The organism is Alicyclobacillus tolerans (assembly GCF_900142255.1).
GTDB lineage: Bacteria > Bacillota > Bacilli > Alicyclobacillales > Alicyclobacillaceae > Alicyclobacillus_I > Alicyclobacillus_I tolerans.
Genome location: NZ_FRAF01000010.1, coordinates 98209 through 116393 on the forward strand (window position 1 = coordinate 98209; position 18185 = coordinate 116393).

The window sequence follows — 18185 nt, forward strand, 5'->3', positions numbered from 1 at the left end:
TATAGAAGATTGGGAGTGAAATGATGGAAGGTAAAGTCGTTCTCATCACCGGCGGAGGACGTGGGATTGGTGCAGAGACAGCACGCCTTCTTGCTCATCGAGGCGCTTTTGTAGTTTTGAACTATCTTTCAAACCGTGAATCGGCCAATAGACTCGTCCATGAAATTGAGCAAAAAGGCGGCCGAGCATTAGCGTTGCAGGCGGATATACGAGATGAGCAACAAGTACAATATTTGGTCGAAACTACTATTCGTCAGTGTGGCAAAATCGATGGCCTGGTTAGCAATGCAGCCATGAACTTTGTGAGGAAGCCTTTTTTGGAAATGAGTTGGTTGGAATTTTCTCAGAAACTTAATGACGAGTTAAAAGCAGCATTTACCTTATCTCAGGCCGTGCTTCCACATATGCTTGAAAATCACTATGGACGAATTGTTTATGTCTCCACAGGTTTGGCCCAGCATCCACAAGTGCCTTTTATTGCCCATGGTACAGCCAAAGCGGGCCTTACTACTTTTGGAAAATATATTGCCAAGGAGTTTAGAACATATGGAATTACTGCAAATATAGTTTCACCGGGATTAGTTGAAACGGAGCGAACAAAATTTCAATCAGAAGAAATGAAAAGAAATATGGCTAAACTAACTCCGCTCGGTAGAATTGCTAAGCCTGAAGATATTGCACGAGTTATTGCTTTTTATGTCAGTGACGATAGTCAATTTATAACAGGTTGTGATATATCGGTGGATGGCGGACTCACAATTTGAGTGTAACAATTTTTATTTTATAGTCACAAAGTTGTGAGTTGGTTATGAGATTCATGAATTTCCTTGAAGTTCACTAAATTAAAAATATCATAAATACCCAAACGCCTATGGCCTTTTCTAAGGTAACAGGGCGTTTTTGTTATGCCTAAAGCATTATATGAAACACACGAGACGAAATTTGAAACGCTTGGCACACTTGCGGTGTATAGAATTCATATTACCTTCTGGTGAATGGTAAAAAACATGTGATAAAGCGAGGATATGCTATGGAATGGGTCGTTTCATTGACAGAAGCAGCAGACCAGCTTGGTAAAGAAGGCTGTGGTTCAAAAGCCTTCGAACTATCCAGACTCATGCAGCGGGGATATTGCGTGCCTGATGGTTTTGTCGTGGCGGGTAAAGTGCATGAATCTATCACTTCCGCTGAAGCGGAAAGCAAGGCAGCTGATATGCAAGTTGCCATGCTTCAAGCTTTCAATAGGTTGATGGAACGCTATGGTGCTGTATCTGTGAGATCTTCCTGTACGGCTGAAGATCTTTCTCATGCTTCCTTTGCGGGACAATATGAAACCGTTCTCAATATTCGCAATCAGGAAGCGTTTTTTCAAGCATTAAGACATTGTTGGAACTCTATCTCTTATGCTCGTGTGAATGCGTACGCGAAGGCCAATCATATTTCCTTGCACGGCTCTCAAATGCCCTTGATTATTCAAGGTATGGTGAATGCGGACACATCAGGAGTAGCCTTTTCCATTCATCCTGTTACTCATGAAAATTCGGTAATTGTCAATGTCAGTTATGGACTTGGAGAAGCGATTGTATCTGGTTTGGTAACGCCGGACACATTTCTTTATGAAAAAACAACGGGCAAACTTCATGCTGAGATAGGCAGCAAAGAATTGAAATGTGTGTTGCAAGATCAAGGTGTTTGTGAGATCGATACGACTTGGCTGGAACAACAACGTTTGTGTATTACGGAGGAGGAAGTATTGGAAGTCTGTAAGTTGACAGAAAATCTGGAAAAAGAATATCAGACGCCTGTCGATGTCGAATTTTCATTTCAAGAAGGTCAACTCTACTTGTTGCAAGTTCGTCCTATTACAACAACAAAGGAGAAAACTGCTGTATGAATTATATATATTCTGAGAAAGACCAACATGACTTTTTTGTACAAGATGATGTCCATTTTTCTCATGTTCTTACTCCTCTTTTTGCTTCATTTCAGTTGCCTAATCAGGAGGAAGGGACTCGAATCGCTTTTGACTTGATGAAAATGCCTATTGAACGGTTTGTTTGTCGTCTTTATAGAGGACGTTTTTACCAATTTAATTCGCCTTATGCTGGTGATCTCGATATTCGCGCTAAGGAACATGAACGTGTGCTTATGCAACGGATGCCAGTTATCATGGAATACTATCAGGACAAAGTTGACACTATTCTTCTTCCTTTTTATAGAAAATTGCAAGACAAAGTGCATGGGTATCTTAAGGCAGATGAGGCACTTTCTCTACTCAAGGAAATGCATCAATTTTACACAACTGCCTGGGCAATACATTTCGATGTGATCTTGCCTCGCCTTGATGTTGGTTTTATTTTGGAAGATCTCTATCAACGTCTAACGGATCGACCAGGAAAAGAAGTTTATGACTTGCTGGTGGGCGTCATGAGCAAAACATTAGAAACGGATCGGGCATTTTGGGAACTTGCGAATGAATTGCGTCAGTTTCCAGCACTTGTAGAAATTATAGCCAACGTCAATCTTGACGATATTGATGGAATGTTGCAGAAAGACCCTGATGGTCAGTATTTTGTTCATCAGATGAAATCACTTTTAGACGTTTATGGATATCGCACTTCTTATTCGCATGAATTTATTTATGAGACATGGAGAGAAAATCCAAAGTACGCTTGGGAATTAATTCGTTCCTATCTGCAAAGAAATTATCATTTTAATGCCGAATTTGATGCTCTTGTGCGCCGACGTCAAGAAGCATTGAACAAATTATTGGAACAAATTCCAGATAGCCCATTACGTCAAGAATTTTTGCAGATGTATCAAATTGCTCTTCAATGTTGGGGACTTGATGAAGATCATCATTTCTATATTGATACCATGTTGCCAGCAGTATATCGGCCCGTGCTGTTAAATATTGCAAGAACTTTGGTTTCACTCGGCGTGATCGATCAACCGACAGATATACATTTTCTTTACTATGAAGAGATATGTGAGGCATTACAAAATCCTCAAAATTTAATGAACAAAGTACAAAGGGAAAAAGAAGCTTACCACTTATACCAAAATGAACAACCCGTTCCTCATCTTGGACCAGAGCCGTCAGCTACGGAAGTAGAAGATTTGTTGGCAGACCGCTTGTTTGGTTTACCAAAATTTCTAAAAGAAAATACATCGACTTGTATCAAAGGATACGCTGCTTCACAAGGAGTTCACACAGGAACTGTGAGAATTGTGAAAAACCAGGATGAATTTGGAAAGTTAAATCACGGTGATATTCTAGTATGTAAAACAACGACGCCTCCATGGACAGTGCTCTTTTCAGTTGCTGGCGCTATTGTAACTGATGCTGGCGGCATTCTGTCTCATGCGGGTACGGTAGCCCGAGAGTACAGAATACCGGCTGTTCTCGGTACCAAAATAGCTACATCCACACTGCGTGATGGTGATGTGGTTACAGTTAATGGGACAGAAGGAACGATTACTCTTGAATCTTAAAGAACGCCTGCTACTCTTCTCATTATTGATGGGCATCGTATTGGTGCCTATCAATTCAACCATGATTTCTGTTGCACTTTCACCTTTGGCGGACAGTCTGCATGTGCCACTTTCTGCAATCACATGGCTAGTCACCGTCTATTTGTTAGTGATGGCAAGCGTTCAGCCTCTCTCAGGAAAAATGAATGACCTTTGGGGGAGAAAAAGAATTTTTCTGAGTGGTGTTGCGCTATTTTTAGTGGCTTCGTTCGGTTGTATGATTGGGCATTCTCTGATAGCAATTATTATATTTCGCGCTCTTCAGGCAATGGGTGGAGCAGCTATGACGCCCGCTGCCAGCGCATTGATTCGAGTGAATTGGCCAGAACATCGGCTTGATCGCACTTTGAGTATAATGTCACTTGTGCTCGGATTAGGTGCGGCGCTAGGTCCAATCTTAGGTGCAGCATTATTAAATCTTGGTAGTTGGCGTTGGTTGTTTGCTGTCAATATTCCCTTTGCTGTGATGAGCTTTATGGTAGGGTATTTTGTTATTCCCGAAAGTCGTGGTAAAGCTGCCGTGGTTGATTGGCTGGGAGCTCTATTTCTTCTCGGGTCATTGCTCGGCGGTGTTCTCTTTGTCATGAAAAAAATACCGTTTATGTGGGCCTCAGCATTGCTATGGATTGTTTGGATGGCTCTATTCTTTAGGCGCCAACAAACGACTCAATATCCTCTGATTCAGTTGAAGTTGTTTCGCAATATCGGTTTTACTGTAGCAAATCTATCCATTCTTTTAAGTAATTTTACGATGTATGCCACATTGTTGATTACACCGATTGTACTGGAGAATCGTTTTCAAGTGTCTCTTCGCTCAGTGGGCATGTATTTGTTTATTTTTTCTCTAAGTATGTCCATTCTTTCTGGAGCAGGGGCTCGTTTGTCATTACGTATGGGTCCAATTGGAGCGATAGGTACGAGTTTTGCGGCTGCCGTCTTGAGTTCTTTGTTTTTTTGGGTTTGTTTATCCATGATGAAAATAGACAGTATTCCACTTTGGGTCATCTTGTTTATTCTTGGTGGTGCAGCATCAGGTGCAGGTATCGTTTCCATGCAAACATTGTCTCTTAAGTCTGTGGATAAAACAGATTCTGGTTCTGCTTCTGGAGTTTATTCGACCTTTCGCTATATGGGGAGTATCTTAGCCTCTGTGGTAATTGCTTCTTACTATGAACATACGGCCGTGGTCTTTCTGGGAATGGCTGGTATGTCTTTGATCGGATTGATGATGGTTTTTGCCAGTGCGAAGAAAATCTATAGTGTTTAAAATTTAGAAGTCCATCCGAAAAATGATGCATTTTGCATCATTTTTTTATTGGCAGGCAAATTTACATAAAATTTATGCTTTCTTTACGGGATGTATGCTGAATTTTTACAGAGCGTAGTTAGACTGGGCATGATCCTGACAGAGGGGGATGAGAAGAGATATCAGCTTAATTTAAAAATAAAAGGAGATGGAGAAGTTTGTCCTTGGTGGGGTCAACGGGCAGAGAGAAGAAACATCGTTTTCAGTTTCCTTACCGATGGAAAAGAGAATTGACAGGTTGGTTATTTGTATTGCCTACAACGTTTTTTGTAAGTCTTTTTGGGGTAGGGGCTATTCTCTATGTTCTATATCTCTCTTTTTTACAGTGGAATCTTATCGATCCTGTAAAGAAATGGGTTGGTTTTCATAATTATCAACTGATTCTTCAGGATTCGAGTTTTTGGCAATCCGTGTTTCGGACGTTGCTGTATTTAATTGGTACAACAGGCATAACAGTCCCATTCGCTCTTTTCATAGCAGTGTGTATGAATAAAACGTTTCATGGCGTTCGTCTATTTCGAACAATATTTTTTATGCCGTATGTTGTTCCAACAGTTGCGAGTGCAGTCGTTTGGTTCAGATTTTTTAGTTCCAGCGATGGTTTAATGAATGCTATTTTCCGATTGTTTGGATTGCCTCCACAAGGCTGGCTCAGTAATTATCACGAGGCTTTATGGGTGATTGTGTTGCTTTATGTATGGCAATTTACAGGATATTTCGCAATTCTCTTTCTCCATGGACTGCAAAATGTGCCTGACAGTCTTTATGAAGCCGCTGCAGTAGATGGTTCTACTCCGTTTTTAATTTTTTGGAAAATCACTTTGCCTATGATTTCTCCTACGACTTTTTTTGTTGTAACCGTTTCGTTCATCTTCTCATTTTTATCCTTTGATCAAATTTATGTACTTACGGAAGGTGGACCGGCCGATAGCACAACCACACTTGTATATGACTTGTTCGAGCAAGGATTTGAGTTTTTTCATATAGGAATCGCTTCGGCTATGTCCATCTTTTTGTTCTTGTTTTTGCTTGGCTTGACTTATCTGCAATTTCGAGGGGAGAGCAAATGGGTACACCATCAGATGTGATGACTTTGCGTGAGACTGTATGGCCAAAAAAAACGAGTCGTACCGCTCGCTATTCATCGTCCTGGAGAATAGTGATTACAGGGGTATTGGCCATTGTATTCTTTGCTCCTTTTTGGTGGATGGTTGTAATTTCCTTGCTGCCCAATCGTCTTGTTTTGTCTTTTCCACCACAATGGTTTCCTTTTCACCCGGAGTGGAGAAATTTTTTTCTGGCATGGGAGCAGCCTTACTTTGCAAGGTATTTAATCAATTCTCTACTGGTATCCGTTGCTATTGTCATCGGGCAACTGATGACCTCGTCGCTTGCTGCCTATGCTATCGCCCGCATTTCCTTCAGTGGAAGACGTCTGGTTTATTGGGTCCTACTAGTGACTCTGATGATACCTGGACAAGTTACATTTATCCCAGTTTTTTTGATAATGAAACATCTGGGATGGATAGATACTTATCAGGCTTTAATTGTTCCTTTTATCGGATCGGCATTTGCCACGTTTTGGTTGATTCAGTCGTTCCGTCAGGTACCACAGGTAATTCTCGATGCTGCACAAATAGATGGGGCAGAGCATTTTTGGATTTTTATGCGGATTATCTTGCCTCTCAATAAATCCGCTCTACTCTCAATAGCGTTTCTCAATTTTGTATTTCATTACAACGATTTCTTTTGGCCGCTTATTGTTACACAAAGTAATAGTATGCGCACATTTCCAGTAGGCTTGTCTTACTTAATAGCGAGTGATGGAAGTGGAACAATGTGGAATGTCTTGATGGCGAGCACTTTGATAGGAATTGTACCTGTTCTGCTTATCTTTTTTGTAGGTCAACGATTTTTGGTTCAGGGTATATCCTCTGCAGGTATAAAAGAGTAAATAGATTTTGGAGAAAAGGAGAGAATTAGCATTGAAACAATTATCAAAATGGGGATTTTTTCTGTTGGCCAGTACAACTATGACGATGGGGGTTGTAGGTTGTGGTACAAGCCAGTCAACAGATCAGTCATCAAGCTCTTCAAACGCATCAAACAATCAACCTGTTCAAGTAACGTTTTGGGAAGGTATGTCGGGGCAATTAGGCGGCGTACTACAACATTTGGTCAGTGAATTTAATGCAACACATCCTAAAATTCATGTCAATGCAATATATGAAGGCAGTTATTCAGATCCCAGCAGTACATTGCAACAAAAATTACTGGCAGCAATTGCTTCCGGCAAAGTGCCAGATATGGTACAAGTAGAAGTTCATTCATTACCGACTTATGCTGCAAATGGAGCTTTGCAAAATTTAACTACTTACATGACAAATTCACAACACGATAAAATTTCTGATTTTGTACCCGGTATTCTCAATAATACGATGTACGATCAAACTGTTTATGGATTGCCCTTTAATCGCAGTGTGCAAACTTTTTACTATAATCCTATCATGTTTCGTGAAGCTGGGATATTAACCCCTCCCAAAACTTGGTCTCAAGTCCAGCAGGATGCCTTGATCATTTCAAAGAAATTGAGTAAACCAGGCAAAAAAGTGTATGGCTTTGAACCTGCAGGCGGTTGGTGGACATTTGAACAGAACGTGCTCTCTGCCGGAGGCACATTAATGAACAGCAGCATGACTCAAGCGACTTTTGATTCTCCCCAAGCAGCAAAAGTTTTGAAAATTATGAAGCAAATGGAGCAGCAAGGAACTCTTAAGTATCACGCTTCAGCGAATGGATGGGATGAAACCATAGCTGATTTTGGAGACGGAAAAACGGCGATGTACTGTGGATCTGCAGCAGATATGGGACAAATTCGGCAAACAGGTGTTACCTTTAAAGCAATTCCAATGCCTTATGTTACGCAACCGGTTGTAACATCCGGAGGAGCGGATATGGCTATACTAGCGGCAGCTCCGGCTGCTGAAAAGAAGGCTGCTTGGACTTTTATGGAGTGGATGACAGCCCCGGGCCAAACAGAGTATTGGAGTATGCATACAGGATATTTACCTGTATTAAAGGCCGCACTCAGCTCGTCTACCATGGAAAATTACTTTCACCAGCATCCCAATGCGTACGTTCCGGTTTCAGAGTTATCGTTCGCAGTACAAGCACCACCTACTCCGCTTTATTTAGAACTTCAGCATTATGAACAGAACGCGGTTGATGATGTGCTTGTTAAGCATGAATCGGTCATGCAAGCCTTACAGCAGAATGTAGAAAAAGCTAATCAAGCTATTGCACAATAAAAAGCCTGCAAAGGATTCTAAAATTCATTCATGAAAACTTAAAGCACTTCCATTCTTTGAGATAGGATGGAAGTGCTTTTTGATCCAATGCTTATTGCTTATGATTCATATAAAGGTTGAATATAAGTTTCTTGAAAACGATTAGAGGACAGGGGAGGGTTATAGTAATAACCTTGTAGGTATTCAATACCGCAATGAATTAAAAATTTCTCCTGTTCTGCGCTTTCAACTCCTTCGGCCACAGCAGTAAGTCCTAGCAATTTTCCCATTGTAATAATGGCGCGAACCAAACGCTCATGATATTCATTATGGGGTAACGTTTGAATAAAACTACGATCAATTTTTATGTGATCAAAAGGGAAGCGATGCAAATAAGCTAATGAAGAATAGCCTGTGCCAAAATCATCAATGGCCAGACGAACTTCAAGAGAATGGAGTTTTTGTAATGCTTCTACAGCCTCCCCTTTCAGCAAATCGTTTTCCGTAATTTCTAATTGAAGCATATGAGGTGGAAAAGAATGGACTTTTAGTAGGTTATCAAGGAAATTGTAAAAAGAATCAATGTCACGAATATCTTGTCCTGACAAATTCACTGAAAGTAAAAAAGGATGTCTTAGTTGTTTTAGCCACATGTTTGTTTGTGTAATCGATTTTTCTAAGACATGCATTGTGATTCTGGATAATAAGCCTGACGATTCTGCCAAATGAAGGAATTGTCCGGGGGTTAACAATTCTCCATTTCCGCGATTCCAACGAATTAATGCCTCTGAACCACAAAGAGTTTGACTGGATGCATGGATAATAGGTTGATAATAAATTTCCAGTTCATTTCTATCTATTGCACCGTAGAGATCGTTTTTCAGTTGTTGTTCATATCGAATATTCTCGTTAAGTGCTGAACTAAAAAATTCAACCCGATGGCCTCCCGTTTGCTTGACTCTATACATAGCATGATCGCTGTGAGACAGCAAAGTTTGCAAATGATCTCCATCTCTTGGGAAAACGGAAATCCCAATACTAGCACTTAATTTTGTGGAAATATTTTTCAAATATGGATCAGAAAATGTGTCCATAATTTTTTGAGCAATGGTAATGAGTTCGCCCTCTATTTCTGCGTGGCGTACCAGGATAACGAATTCATCGCCTCCAAAGCGTCCAATATAATCCATAGAGCGAATAGCTTCTCGAAAATTAGAAGCGACTTTCTTTAGAACCTCATCACCCGTAGCATGTCCATAGGTATCGTTGATATTTTTAAAACCATCCAAGTCTATAAATAAGATACCAATCATTTCATTGTCTTGTTTACTTTGTTCTAAAATAGAGTTTGCATTTTCAAGAAATGTGGAACGGTTGAGTAATCCGGTCAGTCCATCCAAACTTGAAATTTGTTTGATTTTTTCATTCAGGCGTTCTCTGGTCCGTAGATTTTCTAAAATGTGCATATAGCTTAACCATGCAAAAAAAAGAAAAAGTGATCCAGCAATAATAATCCAGAGAATGCTATTTTTTAAATATTCTGATGCTAACATACGATTACTAGATTCGTTATGTAAAAAAGGTTTTTGCATAACTTGAATCATGGAATAAATATTATTTAATGGAATTTTACGGTTTTCTTGATGTATAGTTTGTAAAACTTTTTGATGAAATCCATTTTGTTGATTCTGTATTTCCGAACTTAGAAAAGATAATTTTAAATGAATCATTGACTCAAAATGATCCACTTGCGAAAGAGATAAACCATTGGATAATAAGGCTGGTTTAAGAGAATGTAGAATCGGTTGAATTTGATTGTAATAATGTTGGTAATAATTTAAATAAATGGGATTATTCGCAATAAGATAGCTGCGTTGATTGGATTCTGCTGTGACGATTTGATTGAATACTTTTTCTAAAGTATCGATGGTTTGAGCATCTGCGTAGGATTGATTTTGGGCTTGGACAATCTCAACACCTCGATGAATGATCCATCCACCAATTAAGCCGAGAAATAGAACCATAACTGAAATTTGCAAAAGAATGAGTCTTTCAATTTTTAATTTTGGAAAACGAAAATAAGTTGACATCATATTTACCTCGTTTCCATTTTTAAAATAATCTACAAAATATAACTATACATAAAAAATATACCTATTAGATTCAAAATTCAATCTTGCCCGATCCGGTATGTAGGAAAAGCAGTTTTCAATTAGAACATCAACTTTATAATTTCAAACTGGATACTTGCTCTTCATCTCTCTATCTTTCCAAATGATTTTTCCTTTACGAATAGCATGGGCGGAATCGATACAAAGACATAGGGATGTCAGGATGAGAAATGGGAAAAAAATAACCATCCAAATAGGAATCTGAATGATTCGGCGAGTACACATCCAAGTTAGTACACTTGTTCCAATGCCAACGAAAGCCACAAGAATAGATGATTGAACAAGGTTCGATACGCACGAGGTTATCAACAAGAAGTAAGGTAACGTGAAACTAATAGATAACCAGATCCAAATGATAAGGGCAATCATAGGTTTTCCGGCAATCAAACTCCAATTTTTTCTGAATCCAAGCCATGCTTGTTGCCCGTTTTCATACATGGTACAGGATGTTTGAGAAATCCCGTTGAGAAATAGAAGGTTAAGGCCAAGTTTCGCACTTAGACGAGCCAGCGCAATGTCTTCTACCCACTCGGTTTTGACAGCACAGTGTCCGCCTATGGCATCATAGGCCTGGCGACGAAAAGCGAGTACTTGACCAATGGCAATTGGAAAGGAAGAAAAGACTCTCCATCGAGATCGGGCAATGAGAAAAAGAGGAAGGTGAGTAAGTAGACTCCATCCGAGCATGGATAGTAGCCAGGCACTGCCTACGGTTTGAGTTTTTTGATAGGGAAAGACGGAAACGAGGTCTATCTTGGGGTTGCTAAACTTTTCAGACATGGCTTGAAGAAATGTGGGTTGATGGATGGTATCGGCATCCACAAAGACAAGAATGTCTGCATGACTGGCGTTGGCCAGTTGTTGACATGCCCATGATTTTCCGACCCAACCAGAAGGAAGTGGTTTTCCATGTATTAACTTCAATTTTCCTGATGGAGATTGATGAATGAATTGTTGGACAAGAGCAGAAGTCGTATCTGTGGATCTATCGTCAAGTACTGTAATCGAATAGTTTGTATAGGTTTGAGTCAATAGAGACTGGAGACATGTTTGAATATTGTTTTCTTCGTTACGAGCGGGTATGAGTACATCCATATGAGGATAATAGTTTGTCTTGGAAGATAAGATAGTTTCTTTGTCCTTTGAGCAGGTCAGGCGCGGCCAGAAGAAGGTATTAAGCAAAGTAACAGTTGCAATACAGATGTAGTAGACGAGCATCAGATTATCTGTCATAAGAGTCACCTTGATCAATTTAACACAGTTTTTGGCCGTTTGTAGCCAAACCAAAGCAGCGGTGTTGTCAAACACCAAGTTGACAAAAGAATCAATGCGTGAGGTGAAAACAGTAAATAAAGAGCGAATAAAAGGGTGGCTAGGGTAACAGATTTGAATCTGTCTTGACGCAGGATCATGATAAATATCAAAAACAATACACCCAGTACAAAAGACGCCCAAGGCCCTGGCACTGCCGACCATAAACCTATGTAGGCAGCCAAACCAATTCCTCCTTTACCACGTAAGAATGGGCTCCAGCGATGTCCATAAATCGGCGAACTGGCAATAAAGGGGATCCACCATCCCCAAGAGAGTTCCAGTTGAGCCACATGTGCGGGCAAATATCCTTTCGCTATATCCAGTAATAACACAATTGTTCCAATCCATTTTCCTGAAGCTTTCCATGTATTAAAAGTCCCTGGATTGCCATCACCAACCAAGCGGGGGTCAGCAGATTTGAGCTTGGATAGCCAGACTGACCAAGGTAACGAACCTAGAAAAAAACCACCGATTACAAGCAACACGATTTGGGCAAGCAGATTCTCTTTCAATTTTTTCCCCTCATTTATGTGGAGCATCTGAAAATGCTGTAAGAATCTTTACATTGCGTGGAGGAATTGATTTTTCTTTGGGCCAGACAAGAATGGCTGACCAGGAAACAAGAGTATTGGTCAACAGAAAAAAAATGATTTCTTCAATAGGAACACCATAGACAGTTAAATCAAGAATACGAGATTGATGAAAGTACCAGATCCCTTGGTGAATAGCAACACTATCACATACCGAAAGGTAGAGAGTGGGTGGGAAAATAACCCAAAAGAGCAGTTTGCTATTCGCCAAGAGAAGCTTAGCATTGTATAGCATTTGAATTCCTAACGGGAAAAGAGCCCAACTGCCAAGTAGGGATAGATATGTAAGGTGAGACGAGAGTCTGTGATTCAAGACAAAATAGAGCGTGATCGCAATACCAAACCAAAAAACCCAGATGATGATGGATGCTAATCGTGTTTTCCATTTGGAATACATTTGAGGATGTAAAACAGGGATATTGAATTGTATCAACGTAAACCACTGTAAGATCAGTATAGTCTGTAAAATATAGAAGGTAATTTCTTCAATTGGCACACCATAGACCGTGATTCCTATCACTTGATTGCGATGATAGTTCCATACGCCCTTGTGAATGAGAAATGAATCCCAAGGGGTTGTGTAGAGAATGATAATTATGAAGAGAAGGATGAATAATAATCGCCGATTTCGATGATTCCACTGAATTGGTGAATCATACTTGGCTCCTCTCTTTCGTTTCTGCAACAACAGAAACAACAAAATATTAGCACTTAAAATAAAAGTAAGCAGGAATGAAAGGTAGCTCATATGGGAAACACCTCTACGACGAATCGTTGTGGCTCAAGAGCTGCTCGCATTTTTTGACGCGGAATGTGACGATTTGCTTGGATGGAAGCTTGTTGCAACAAGCGAGCCAACATCCACTTGACTTGCAGTTTGGCAAAAGTTGCTCCTGGGCAGAATCGTCTGCCAGCTCCAAAGGGCAGATAGGTGTATGGTGTTGGTCGAAAATGTTCATGCCATCGCATGGGATCAAACTCCAGTGGACGCTCCCAGTAGTTCTCATGCCGATGCAGCAAATAGTAACTCAACATCACACGCTCTTGGAGGCTCTGTGTGCTCTCTTGTGTTCTTGGGCACCGCTTGGTGCGGATTCCAGAATGAATGGGTGGATAAAGACGTAACACTTCTTTTATAAATTGATCTATAAATTGTAATTGATTTGCAGTACGGACATTAGCCAATGAATCTCCCATTTCGTTGCAAATTTCCTTACGTATGCGTTTCTGCCATTCTGGGAATTTCGCTAGCAGTGCAATAGACCAAGCCAAGAGTGAGGTCACAGTGTCGTGACCAGCAATGAGCAAGGTCATGAGTTGATCAGTGACAAATGATTCACCATATGCATCGGTTAGGGATTGAGAGAGAAAATCAATTGCTTTGACTGGGGCAGATGGAGCTTTTACAGCTTGTTGAGCTAAAGTTTCAAGGTGATGGCGTAATCGTAATAACGATTTTGGCAGAGAAGATTTTCCGGAAAGCAACCACCATCCGGGGCCAATATAGTGAACAGCCTGCATAAGTAGTGGAAAGTAAGTTCTTTTTTCCTCTTCTGATAATTGATGGTTAAAATACACATTTTCTAGTGTTTCCCAAGCGTATTTCCTTACTGCAGAGTTGACATTGATTGTTTGAGAACGTATCCAACTCTGAATCGTTCTATCTAAAGAACGCTCGGTTTCTTGAAGAAAATATTCCAATTTAGACTCTGGTGTCGCTTGCATTAGCAATGATTTGACCTCTGCATGTCTATGGTCGTCAAGGACGAGCAACCCGTCTCCGAAAAGTTTCGTTACTGGGTCGGTCTCCATTCTTGTTGTAAAAGAAACAGCATCAGTGACCAAGAGGCGCTTGGCGTTTTCTGGGGAGGCAACAATTACGGTCGAAAATTTGGGAATTTGCAATCGAAAGATATCGTGTCCCAAGGAAGTATGAATGGTGTGCAATCCTTCCAATGGACACCCGGGAGCCTTGACCATAGATTTTAGCGCTAAAAGCCCGGATTTTGCTTGCAAATCACGTGTGGAAGGAATATCGCCCCATTCATGATCGGTCATTCTGTTGACCTCCTTAGTTCGATTGTTCAATATCATCAAGAATCAGCTTATGTACAATTTTGGCCGACAGCAGTACTCCTGGAATACCAGCGCCAGGATGGGTTCCTGCTCCCACTAGGTATAAACCTTTTACGGTTTCTGATGCGTTATGCGGCCTAAACCAAGCGGATTGAGTCAGATGCGGTTCAAGTGAAAATCCCGTTCCAAGATAGGTGTTCAGTTCATGCTCAAAATAATTGGGATCAATCACACGCCGCTTGACAATATGACGTTTCAATCCAGGCATAAAATGTTGATCAATCACTTGCGTGACGCGTTCTTCTAATCTAGGCAACGCTTCATACCAGTCAATGTTGGAGAGCTGGTTCGGAACGGGAACCAGCACATACATCGTCTCATGTGCTTCTGGAGCCATGGAGGGGTCAGTACGTGTGGGCAGATGAATATACATAGAAAAATCTTCAGCCAGTCGATGAGAAACAAAGATGTCATGGATCAGGCCGCCAAATCTTGGACCAAAAACAATATTATGATGGCCTAGTGGATTGTTCGTAAATTTTTTGTTGAGCGCAAAATACCATACAACAAGCGACATACTGTATCTGGAAAATCGTTCATAGCGTAGGCGATGATGTCTCCATGCTCGATCCCGGTCTTCCAATAATGACAAATATGTGGTAGGAACATCGGCATTGGAGACAACATAATCTGCCGAGAATTTTTCCCCATTTTTTAAGAGTAATCCGGTGACTCGACCATGTTGGGTTGTAATACGCTGTATTTCAGTTTGGAAATGAATATTTCCGCCCATTTGCTGAAAGAGTTGGACGAGCGCATTGATGAGTTGTCCCATGCCACCTTTTGGATACCATACACCCCAAGCGCGTTCGATAAGATGGATCATGGTATAAATGGAAGAGACTCGAAGCGGATTACCGCCAATAAAAAGAGGGTGGAAAGAGAAACACATTCTTAGAAAGTTGTCTTCAATATGTCTTGAAACAAAACGATAGACAGATTCATGAGCACGCAATCGTAAAAGATTCGGTGCTATGCTTAACATGGTATTTAATTTCAGAAAAGGTTCTTGACCTAATTGAAGAAAACCTTTTTCAAACATGGGTTCGGCAGCTTTAAGCAAGTTCAGGTAGCCGTCGGTATCACTGGCGCGAAATTTTCTGATTTGCTCCATTACAAAGGGGATATCGGCATTATAGACAAAATTTCGTCCATTCCAGTCAAAGATATGGTAAAACGGATCGACAGGTAAAAAAGTAATATTCTTACTGCGTTCTTGATTGGCCAGCTCGAATAATTCGTCAAACATCCAAGGAGCAGTCAGTACTGTAGGTCCGCCATCAAATCGAAATTCGTCCATATGAAATGTGCGCGCTCGTCCACCTGGGTCAGGATGTTTTTCAAATAGATGAACCTCCAAATCATGTGAAGCCAGACGAATGGCTGTTGCCAAACCGCCAAATCCACTGCCAATGACTGCGACAACTTTTTTCTTCACACATTTAACCGCCCTTCGTGGATGTTCTTGTCCATTTTTGCAGCGTATCTGACGACTAAGGGTAAAGCTTCGACGGTCGCCGTGATCAACTTGCGCCGCCATGAGGCGTGAGAGCGTCGAGAAAATACATCGTATGAATGTCGCTCTATATCACGAAGGATGTCTCGATACCAAACTGCTGAAAGAGCAACTGGTAAACGTGCACTCATATGGAGATACGCAATACCTGGCAAAGCGGATTTGTACAGTTGACGGTTTCTCGCAATTTGAAATTGCATAAAGCTTCTCCAGTTGCTTGATACCTTCTGACGATTGATTGCCGCTTCATCAATCTGGAAATGAGCCAGTTCGTCTTGCGGTAAATAAATGCGTCCTCGCTCGAAATCTTCACGTACATCGCGCAAGATATTGGTGATTTGTAGAGCTATGCCAAGTTCAATAGCGTATTGAACAGCCTTTAGACTCGAAAATCCGAAGATGTGCATGGAAATCAGGCCAACTGTGGAGGCCACACCGTAACAATAATGAATTAAATCATCAAACGATTCATATCGAGTCTGCACAAAATCCTGCAATAAAGTTTGTAAAAGATCAGAACTAAATGTAAGTGGAATTCGATATTCTGCACTTGTTCTAAGCCATTCTTCAAGAATTGGATGTGGCTTAGCCGATGGACAATGATTTGAAATCGTCTCAAGCCAGCAGGATAGAGTTTCTTTACCTGAGAGATCATGTAAATCAGCGAGATCGTCAGCAGTACGGCAAAATGCATAGAAGGAATAGATGGCTTGACGTTTCCTGCGCGGTAGAACCTTGGCAGCTAGGGAAAACGTCACACTATTAGATTGGATGATCTGCGATAAATCAGTTACGCTTTCCTGGATAGACAGGTAATCTTCTTTGTATACCTGCATCTGTTGAATTTCTTGAATTGCACGATCTGTCAATTTTTCAATGGAATGGACCCCTGACAACACGAGACGAATCGCCTTCTCTCGCAGGATTTCTTGTATGATTTAGTGAATTTCCATCAATCTGTAAAGACATTGGAATAGTTCACTCTTCCATGGTTCGTTCCATTCTACGTGTTCAAGATATTGGAGGATTTCTGTTTGCAAGTTTCGTTGAATCGATAGAGATTCTTCTAAAATATCGTCTTCCATAAGCGCTATCTGCCAATCGGACTGTGTCATTTCGCTTTGTAGAGCTTCTGAGTTCCAAAGTGAATAAAAATGTTTTTGTGCTTTAAGCCCCAGTAATACGGGTAAAGTTTTTTTCCTTCTCAGTGCATCCTGTCCAGTTGGTTTGCCAAGGTTCCTTTCAACTTCAAAAAGATCTCGAAAATCATCTTGGATTTGAAAAAGAACTCCTAGTTTTCTCCCGGCTTTTCGCAAGATCAAACGTTTTTCAGGACTACAACCTGCGAGAATAGCGGAAATCTCAAAACTAAGACCAAACAATGTCCCGGTTTTAAGTTCTATTAATTTAAAGTATTGTGACAAAGTAACATCGTCAATTTGTTCATATTCCATGTCCAGTTGTTGTCCGTTGCTTAGTGAGATACATGTCATTGATAATGTTTCATAGATGTCCAATACGCTCTCTGCTGGAAAGTCAGAGCGTAGCAGATTTAACGATTCGAATGCTAATGCAAATAAGGCATCGCCTGCATTTATGGCTCGATGAACACCCCAAACGTTCCAAACTGCAGGACGACCTCGACGTATAGGCGATTCATCTTGGATATCGTCATGAATGAGGGAGAAGCTGTGTACGCATTCAATGGCGGCAGCTGCGGGGATAGCAGGCACCCATTCACTGACCAGGGCGGCATAGACTAATAAAAGGAGAATAGGACGTGTCCGTTTACTCCAACTATCTGTTGATTTGTAGCCCGCACCGGCATTGTTGTCATAACCTAAATGGTATCGAGTCATTTGAGAAAGTTGAGATTGATTTTCGCCGAGTCGACTAGTGAGTACCCATAGCGTTTGGTCGATTGCTTTTCGCATTTGGGCAAGGGACGCTGCAGTTTTAGGCATATACTCCACCTTCTCACTCTTAAGCCCCGAAATTGGATTTGAGTCTTCATCCCTTGTCCACTAAGCTTGAATTATCAGTGGGGGGGATTTATTGATGCAACGGAAACGATATACGTTGGAATTTAAAGAACAGATTCTTAAAGAGGTGCGTGAGGTGGGAAATGCCGCCCAGGTAGCGCGCCGCCACGGTATTGTCCCAAAAGTGGTTTATAACTGGATGTCTAAATCCAAGCATCAGGATTGGCAGTCCGCAGCCCCTGAGGCAAAGAAGGTTGCCAGCTACATCCCTTCCTCGTCGGAGTTCAAGGAGCTTGAGACGGAGAACGACAAGCTCAAGAGGATCTTGGGTGACAAGGATCTGGAGATT

Annotated in this window: 16 protein-coding genes; 8 read left to right on the plus strand and 8 right to left on the minus strand. The window is 41.0% G+C overall.

What is annotated here, in order from left to right; all coding sequences use genetic code 11:
- Positions 1 to 23: 23 nt before the first annotated feature.
- From BUA75_RS07250 to BUA75_RS07280, 7 genes are all read left to right on the plus strand, one after another.
- Positions 24 to 764 (plus strand): SDR family NAD(P)-dependent oxidoreductase, encoded by a 741-nt coding sequence (locus tag BUA75_RS07250; protein WP_072873932.1) that lies wholly within the window; start codon positions 24 to 26, stop codon positions 762 to 764.
- Positions 765 to 1030: 266 nt separating this feature from the next.
- A complete protein-coding gene (locus BUA75_RS07255) occupies positions 1031 to 1894 on the plus strand; it encodes a PEP/pyruvate-binding domain-containing protein (protein WP_072873933.1) in 864 nt (287 codons plus the stop codon).
- Positions 1891 to 3495 carry a PEP-utilizing enzyme gene (locus tag BUA75_RS07260; RefSeq protein WP_072873934.1) on the plus strand — a complete coding sequence of 535 codons (1605 nt, stop codon included), beginning with the start codon at positions 1891 to 1893 and terminating at the stop codon, positions 3493 to 3495. Before BUA75_RS07255 ends, BUA75_RS07260 begins: the two co-directional genes overlap by 4 nt.
- Positions 3461 to 4801 carry an MFS transporter gene (locus tag BUA75_RS07265; protein ID WP_072873935.1) on the plus strand — a complete coding sequence of 447 codons (1341 nt, stop codon included), beginning with the start codon at positions 3461 to 3463 and terminating at the stop codon, positions 4799 to 4801. The genes BUA75_RS07260 and BUA75_RS07265 overlap by 35 nt, the downstream gene beginning before the upstream one ends.
- Positions 4802 to 5007: 206 nt before the next feature.
- Entirely contained in the window at positions 5008 to 5928 is a 921-nt protein-coding gene (locus BUA75_RS07270) for a carbohydrate ABC transporter permease (protein ID WP_242650271.1), read from the plus strand.
- Positions 5907 to 6794 (plus strand): carbohydrate ABC transporter permease, encoded by an 888-nt coding sequence (locus tag BUA75_RS07275; RefSeq protein WP_083574165.1) that lies wholly within the window; start codon positions 5907 to 5909, stop codon positions 6792 to 6794. The genes BUA75_RS07270 and BUA75_RS07275 overlap by 22 nt, the downstream gene beginning before the upstream one ends.
- A gap of 31 nt (positions 6795 to 6825) precedes the next feature.
- On the plus strand, positions 6826 to 8148 hold the full coding sequence (locus BUA75_RS07280; RefSeq protein WP_083574166.1) for an ABC transporter substrate-binding protein: 1323 nt from the start codon (positions 6826 to 6828) through the stop codon (positions 8146 to 8148).
- A gap of 98 nt (positions 8149 to 8246) precedes the next feature.
- On the opposite strand, the gene BUA75_RS07285 is transcribed toward BUA75_RS07280, so the two are convergent.
- The 8 genes from BUA75_RS07285 to BUA75_RS07320 all read right to left on the minus strand — a co-directional run bounded on the left by BUA75_RS07285 (position 8247) and on the right by BUA75_RS07320 (position 17818).
- Positions 8247 to 10217 (minus strand): EAL domain-containing protein, encoded by a 1971-nt coding sequence (locus BUA75_RS07285; protein ID WP_072873936.1) that lies wholly within the window; start codon positions 10215 to 10217, stop codon positions 8247 to 8249.
- Positions 10218 to 10361: 144 nt separating this feature from the next.
- Positions 10362 to 11531, minus strand: coding sequence for a glycosyltransferase family 2 protein (locus BUA75_RS07290; RefSeq protein WP_072873937.1), 1170 nt, complete (start codon positions 11529 to 11531; stop codon positions 10362 to 10364).
- A 14-nt stretch (positions 11532 to 11545) separates the two neighbouring features.
- Positions 11546 to 12124, minus strand: a complete 579-nt coding sequence (locus BUA75_RS07295; RefSeq protein WP_165611971.1) for a glycerol-3-phosphate acyltransferase — start codon at positions 12122 to 12124, stop codon at positions 11546 to 11548.
- A 10-nt stretch (positions 12125 to 12134) separates the two neighbouring features.
- Positions 12135 to 12950 (minus strand): lycopene cyclase domain-containing protein, encoded by an 816-nt coding sequence (locus tag BUA75_RS07300; protein WP_072873938.1) that lies wholly within the window; start codon positions 12948 to 12950, stop codon positions 12135 to 12137.
- Positions 12947 to 14260 carry a cytochrome P450 gene (locus tag BUA75_RS07305; protein ID WP_165611972.1) on the minus strand — a complete coding sequence of 438 codons (1314 nt, stop codon included), beginning with the start codon at positions 14258 to 14260 and terminating at the stop codon, positions 12947 to 12949. Before BUA75_RS07305 ends, BUA75_RS07300 begins: the two co-directional genes overlap by 4 nt.
- 13 nt (positions 14261 to 14273) lie before the next feature.
- The gene (gene crtI, locus BUA75_RS07310) at positions 14274 to 15776 is read right to left on the minus strand and encodes a phytoene desaturase family protein (protein ID WP_072873939.1); all 1503 of its coding nucleotides are present in this window, start codon (positions 15774 to 15776) and stop codon (positions 14274 to 14276) included.
- Complete coding sequence (locus tag BUA75_RS07315; protein WP_207549725.1) at positions 15773 to 16750, minus strand: phytoene/squalene synthase family protein; 978 nt, start codon at positions 16748 to 16750, stop codon at positions 15773 to 15775. Before BUA75_RS07315 ends, crtI begins: the two co-directional genes overlap by 4 nt.
- Positions 16751 to 16792: 42 nt before the next feature.
- Positions 16793 to 17818, minus strand: coding sequence for a polyprenyl synthetase family protein (locus tag BUA75_RS07320; RefSeq protein WP_072873941.1), 1026 nt, complete (start codon positions 17816 to 17818; stop codon positions 16793 to 16795).
- Between the two features lie 94 nt (positions 17819 to 17912).
- Here BUA75_RS07320 and BUA75_RS07325 point away from each other — a divergent pair.
- The coding region (locus tag BUA75_RS07325; protein WP_072873942.1) for a transposase at positions 17913 to 18185 on the plus strand (273 nt) is incomplete at its 3' end.

What these genes read in the sequence shown, in the direction of transcription:
- BUA75_RS07255 (WP_072873933.1), top strand. Translation starts at nt 1,031, where the DNA reads ATGGAATGGGTCGTTTCATTGACAGAAGCAGCAGACCAGCTTGGTAAA.
- BUA75_RS07260 (WP_072873934.1), top strand. Translation starts at nt 1,891, where the DNA reads ATGAATTATATATATTCTGAGAAAGACCAACATGACTTTTTTGTACAA.
- BUA75_RS07305 (WP_165611972.1), bottom strand. Translation starts at nt 14,260, where the DNA reads ATGACCGATCATGAATGGGGCGATATTCCTTCCACACGTGATTTGCAA.
- BUA75_RS07290 (WP_072873937.1), bottom strand. Translation starts at nt 11,531, where the DNA reads ATGACAGATAATCTGATGCTCGTCTACTACATCTGTATTGCAACTGTT.
- BUA75_RS07320 (WP_072873941.1), bottom strand. Translation starts at nt 17,818, where the DNA reads ATGCCTAAAACTGCAGCGTCCCTTGCCCAAATGCGAAAAGCAATCGAC.
- BUA75_RS07275 (WP_083574165.1), top strand. Translation starts at nt 5,907, where the DNA reads ATGGGTACACCATCAGATGTGATGACTTTGCGTGAGACTGTATGGCCA.
- BUA75_RS07285 (WP_072873936.1), bottom strand. Translation starts at nt 10,217, where the DNA reads ATGTCAACTTATTTTCGTTTTCCAAAATTAAAAATTGAAAGACTCATT.
- BUA75_RS07250 (WP_072873932.1), top strand. Translation starts at nt 24, where the DNA reads ATGGAAGGTAAAGTCGTTCTCATCACCGGCGGAGGACGTGGGATTGGT.
- BUA75_RS07300 (WP_072873938.1), bottom strand. Translation starts at nt 12,950, where the DNA reads ATGAGCTACCTTTCATTCCTGCTTACTTTTATTTTAAGTGCTAATATT.
- BUA75_RS07265 (WP_072873935.1), top strand. Translation starts at nt 3,461, where the DNA reads ATGGGACAGAAGGAACGATTACTCTTGAATCTTAAAGAACGCCTGCTA.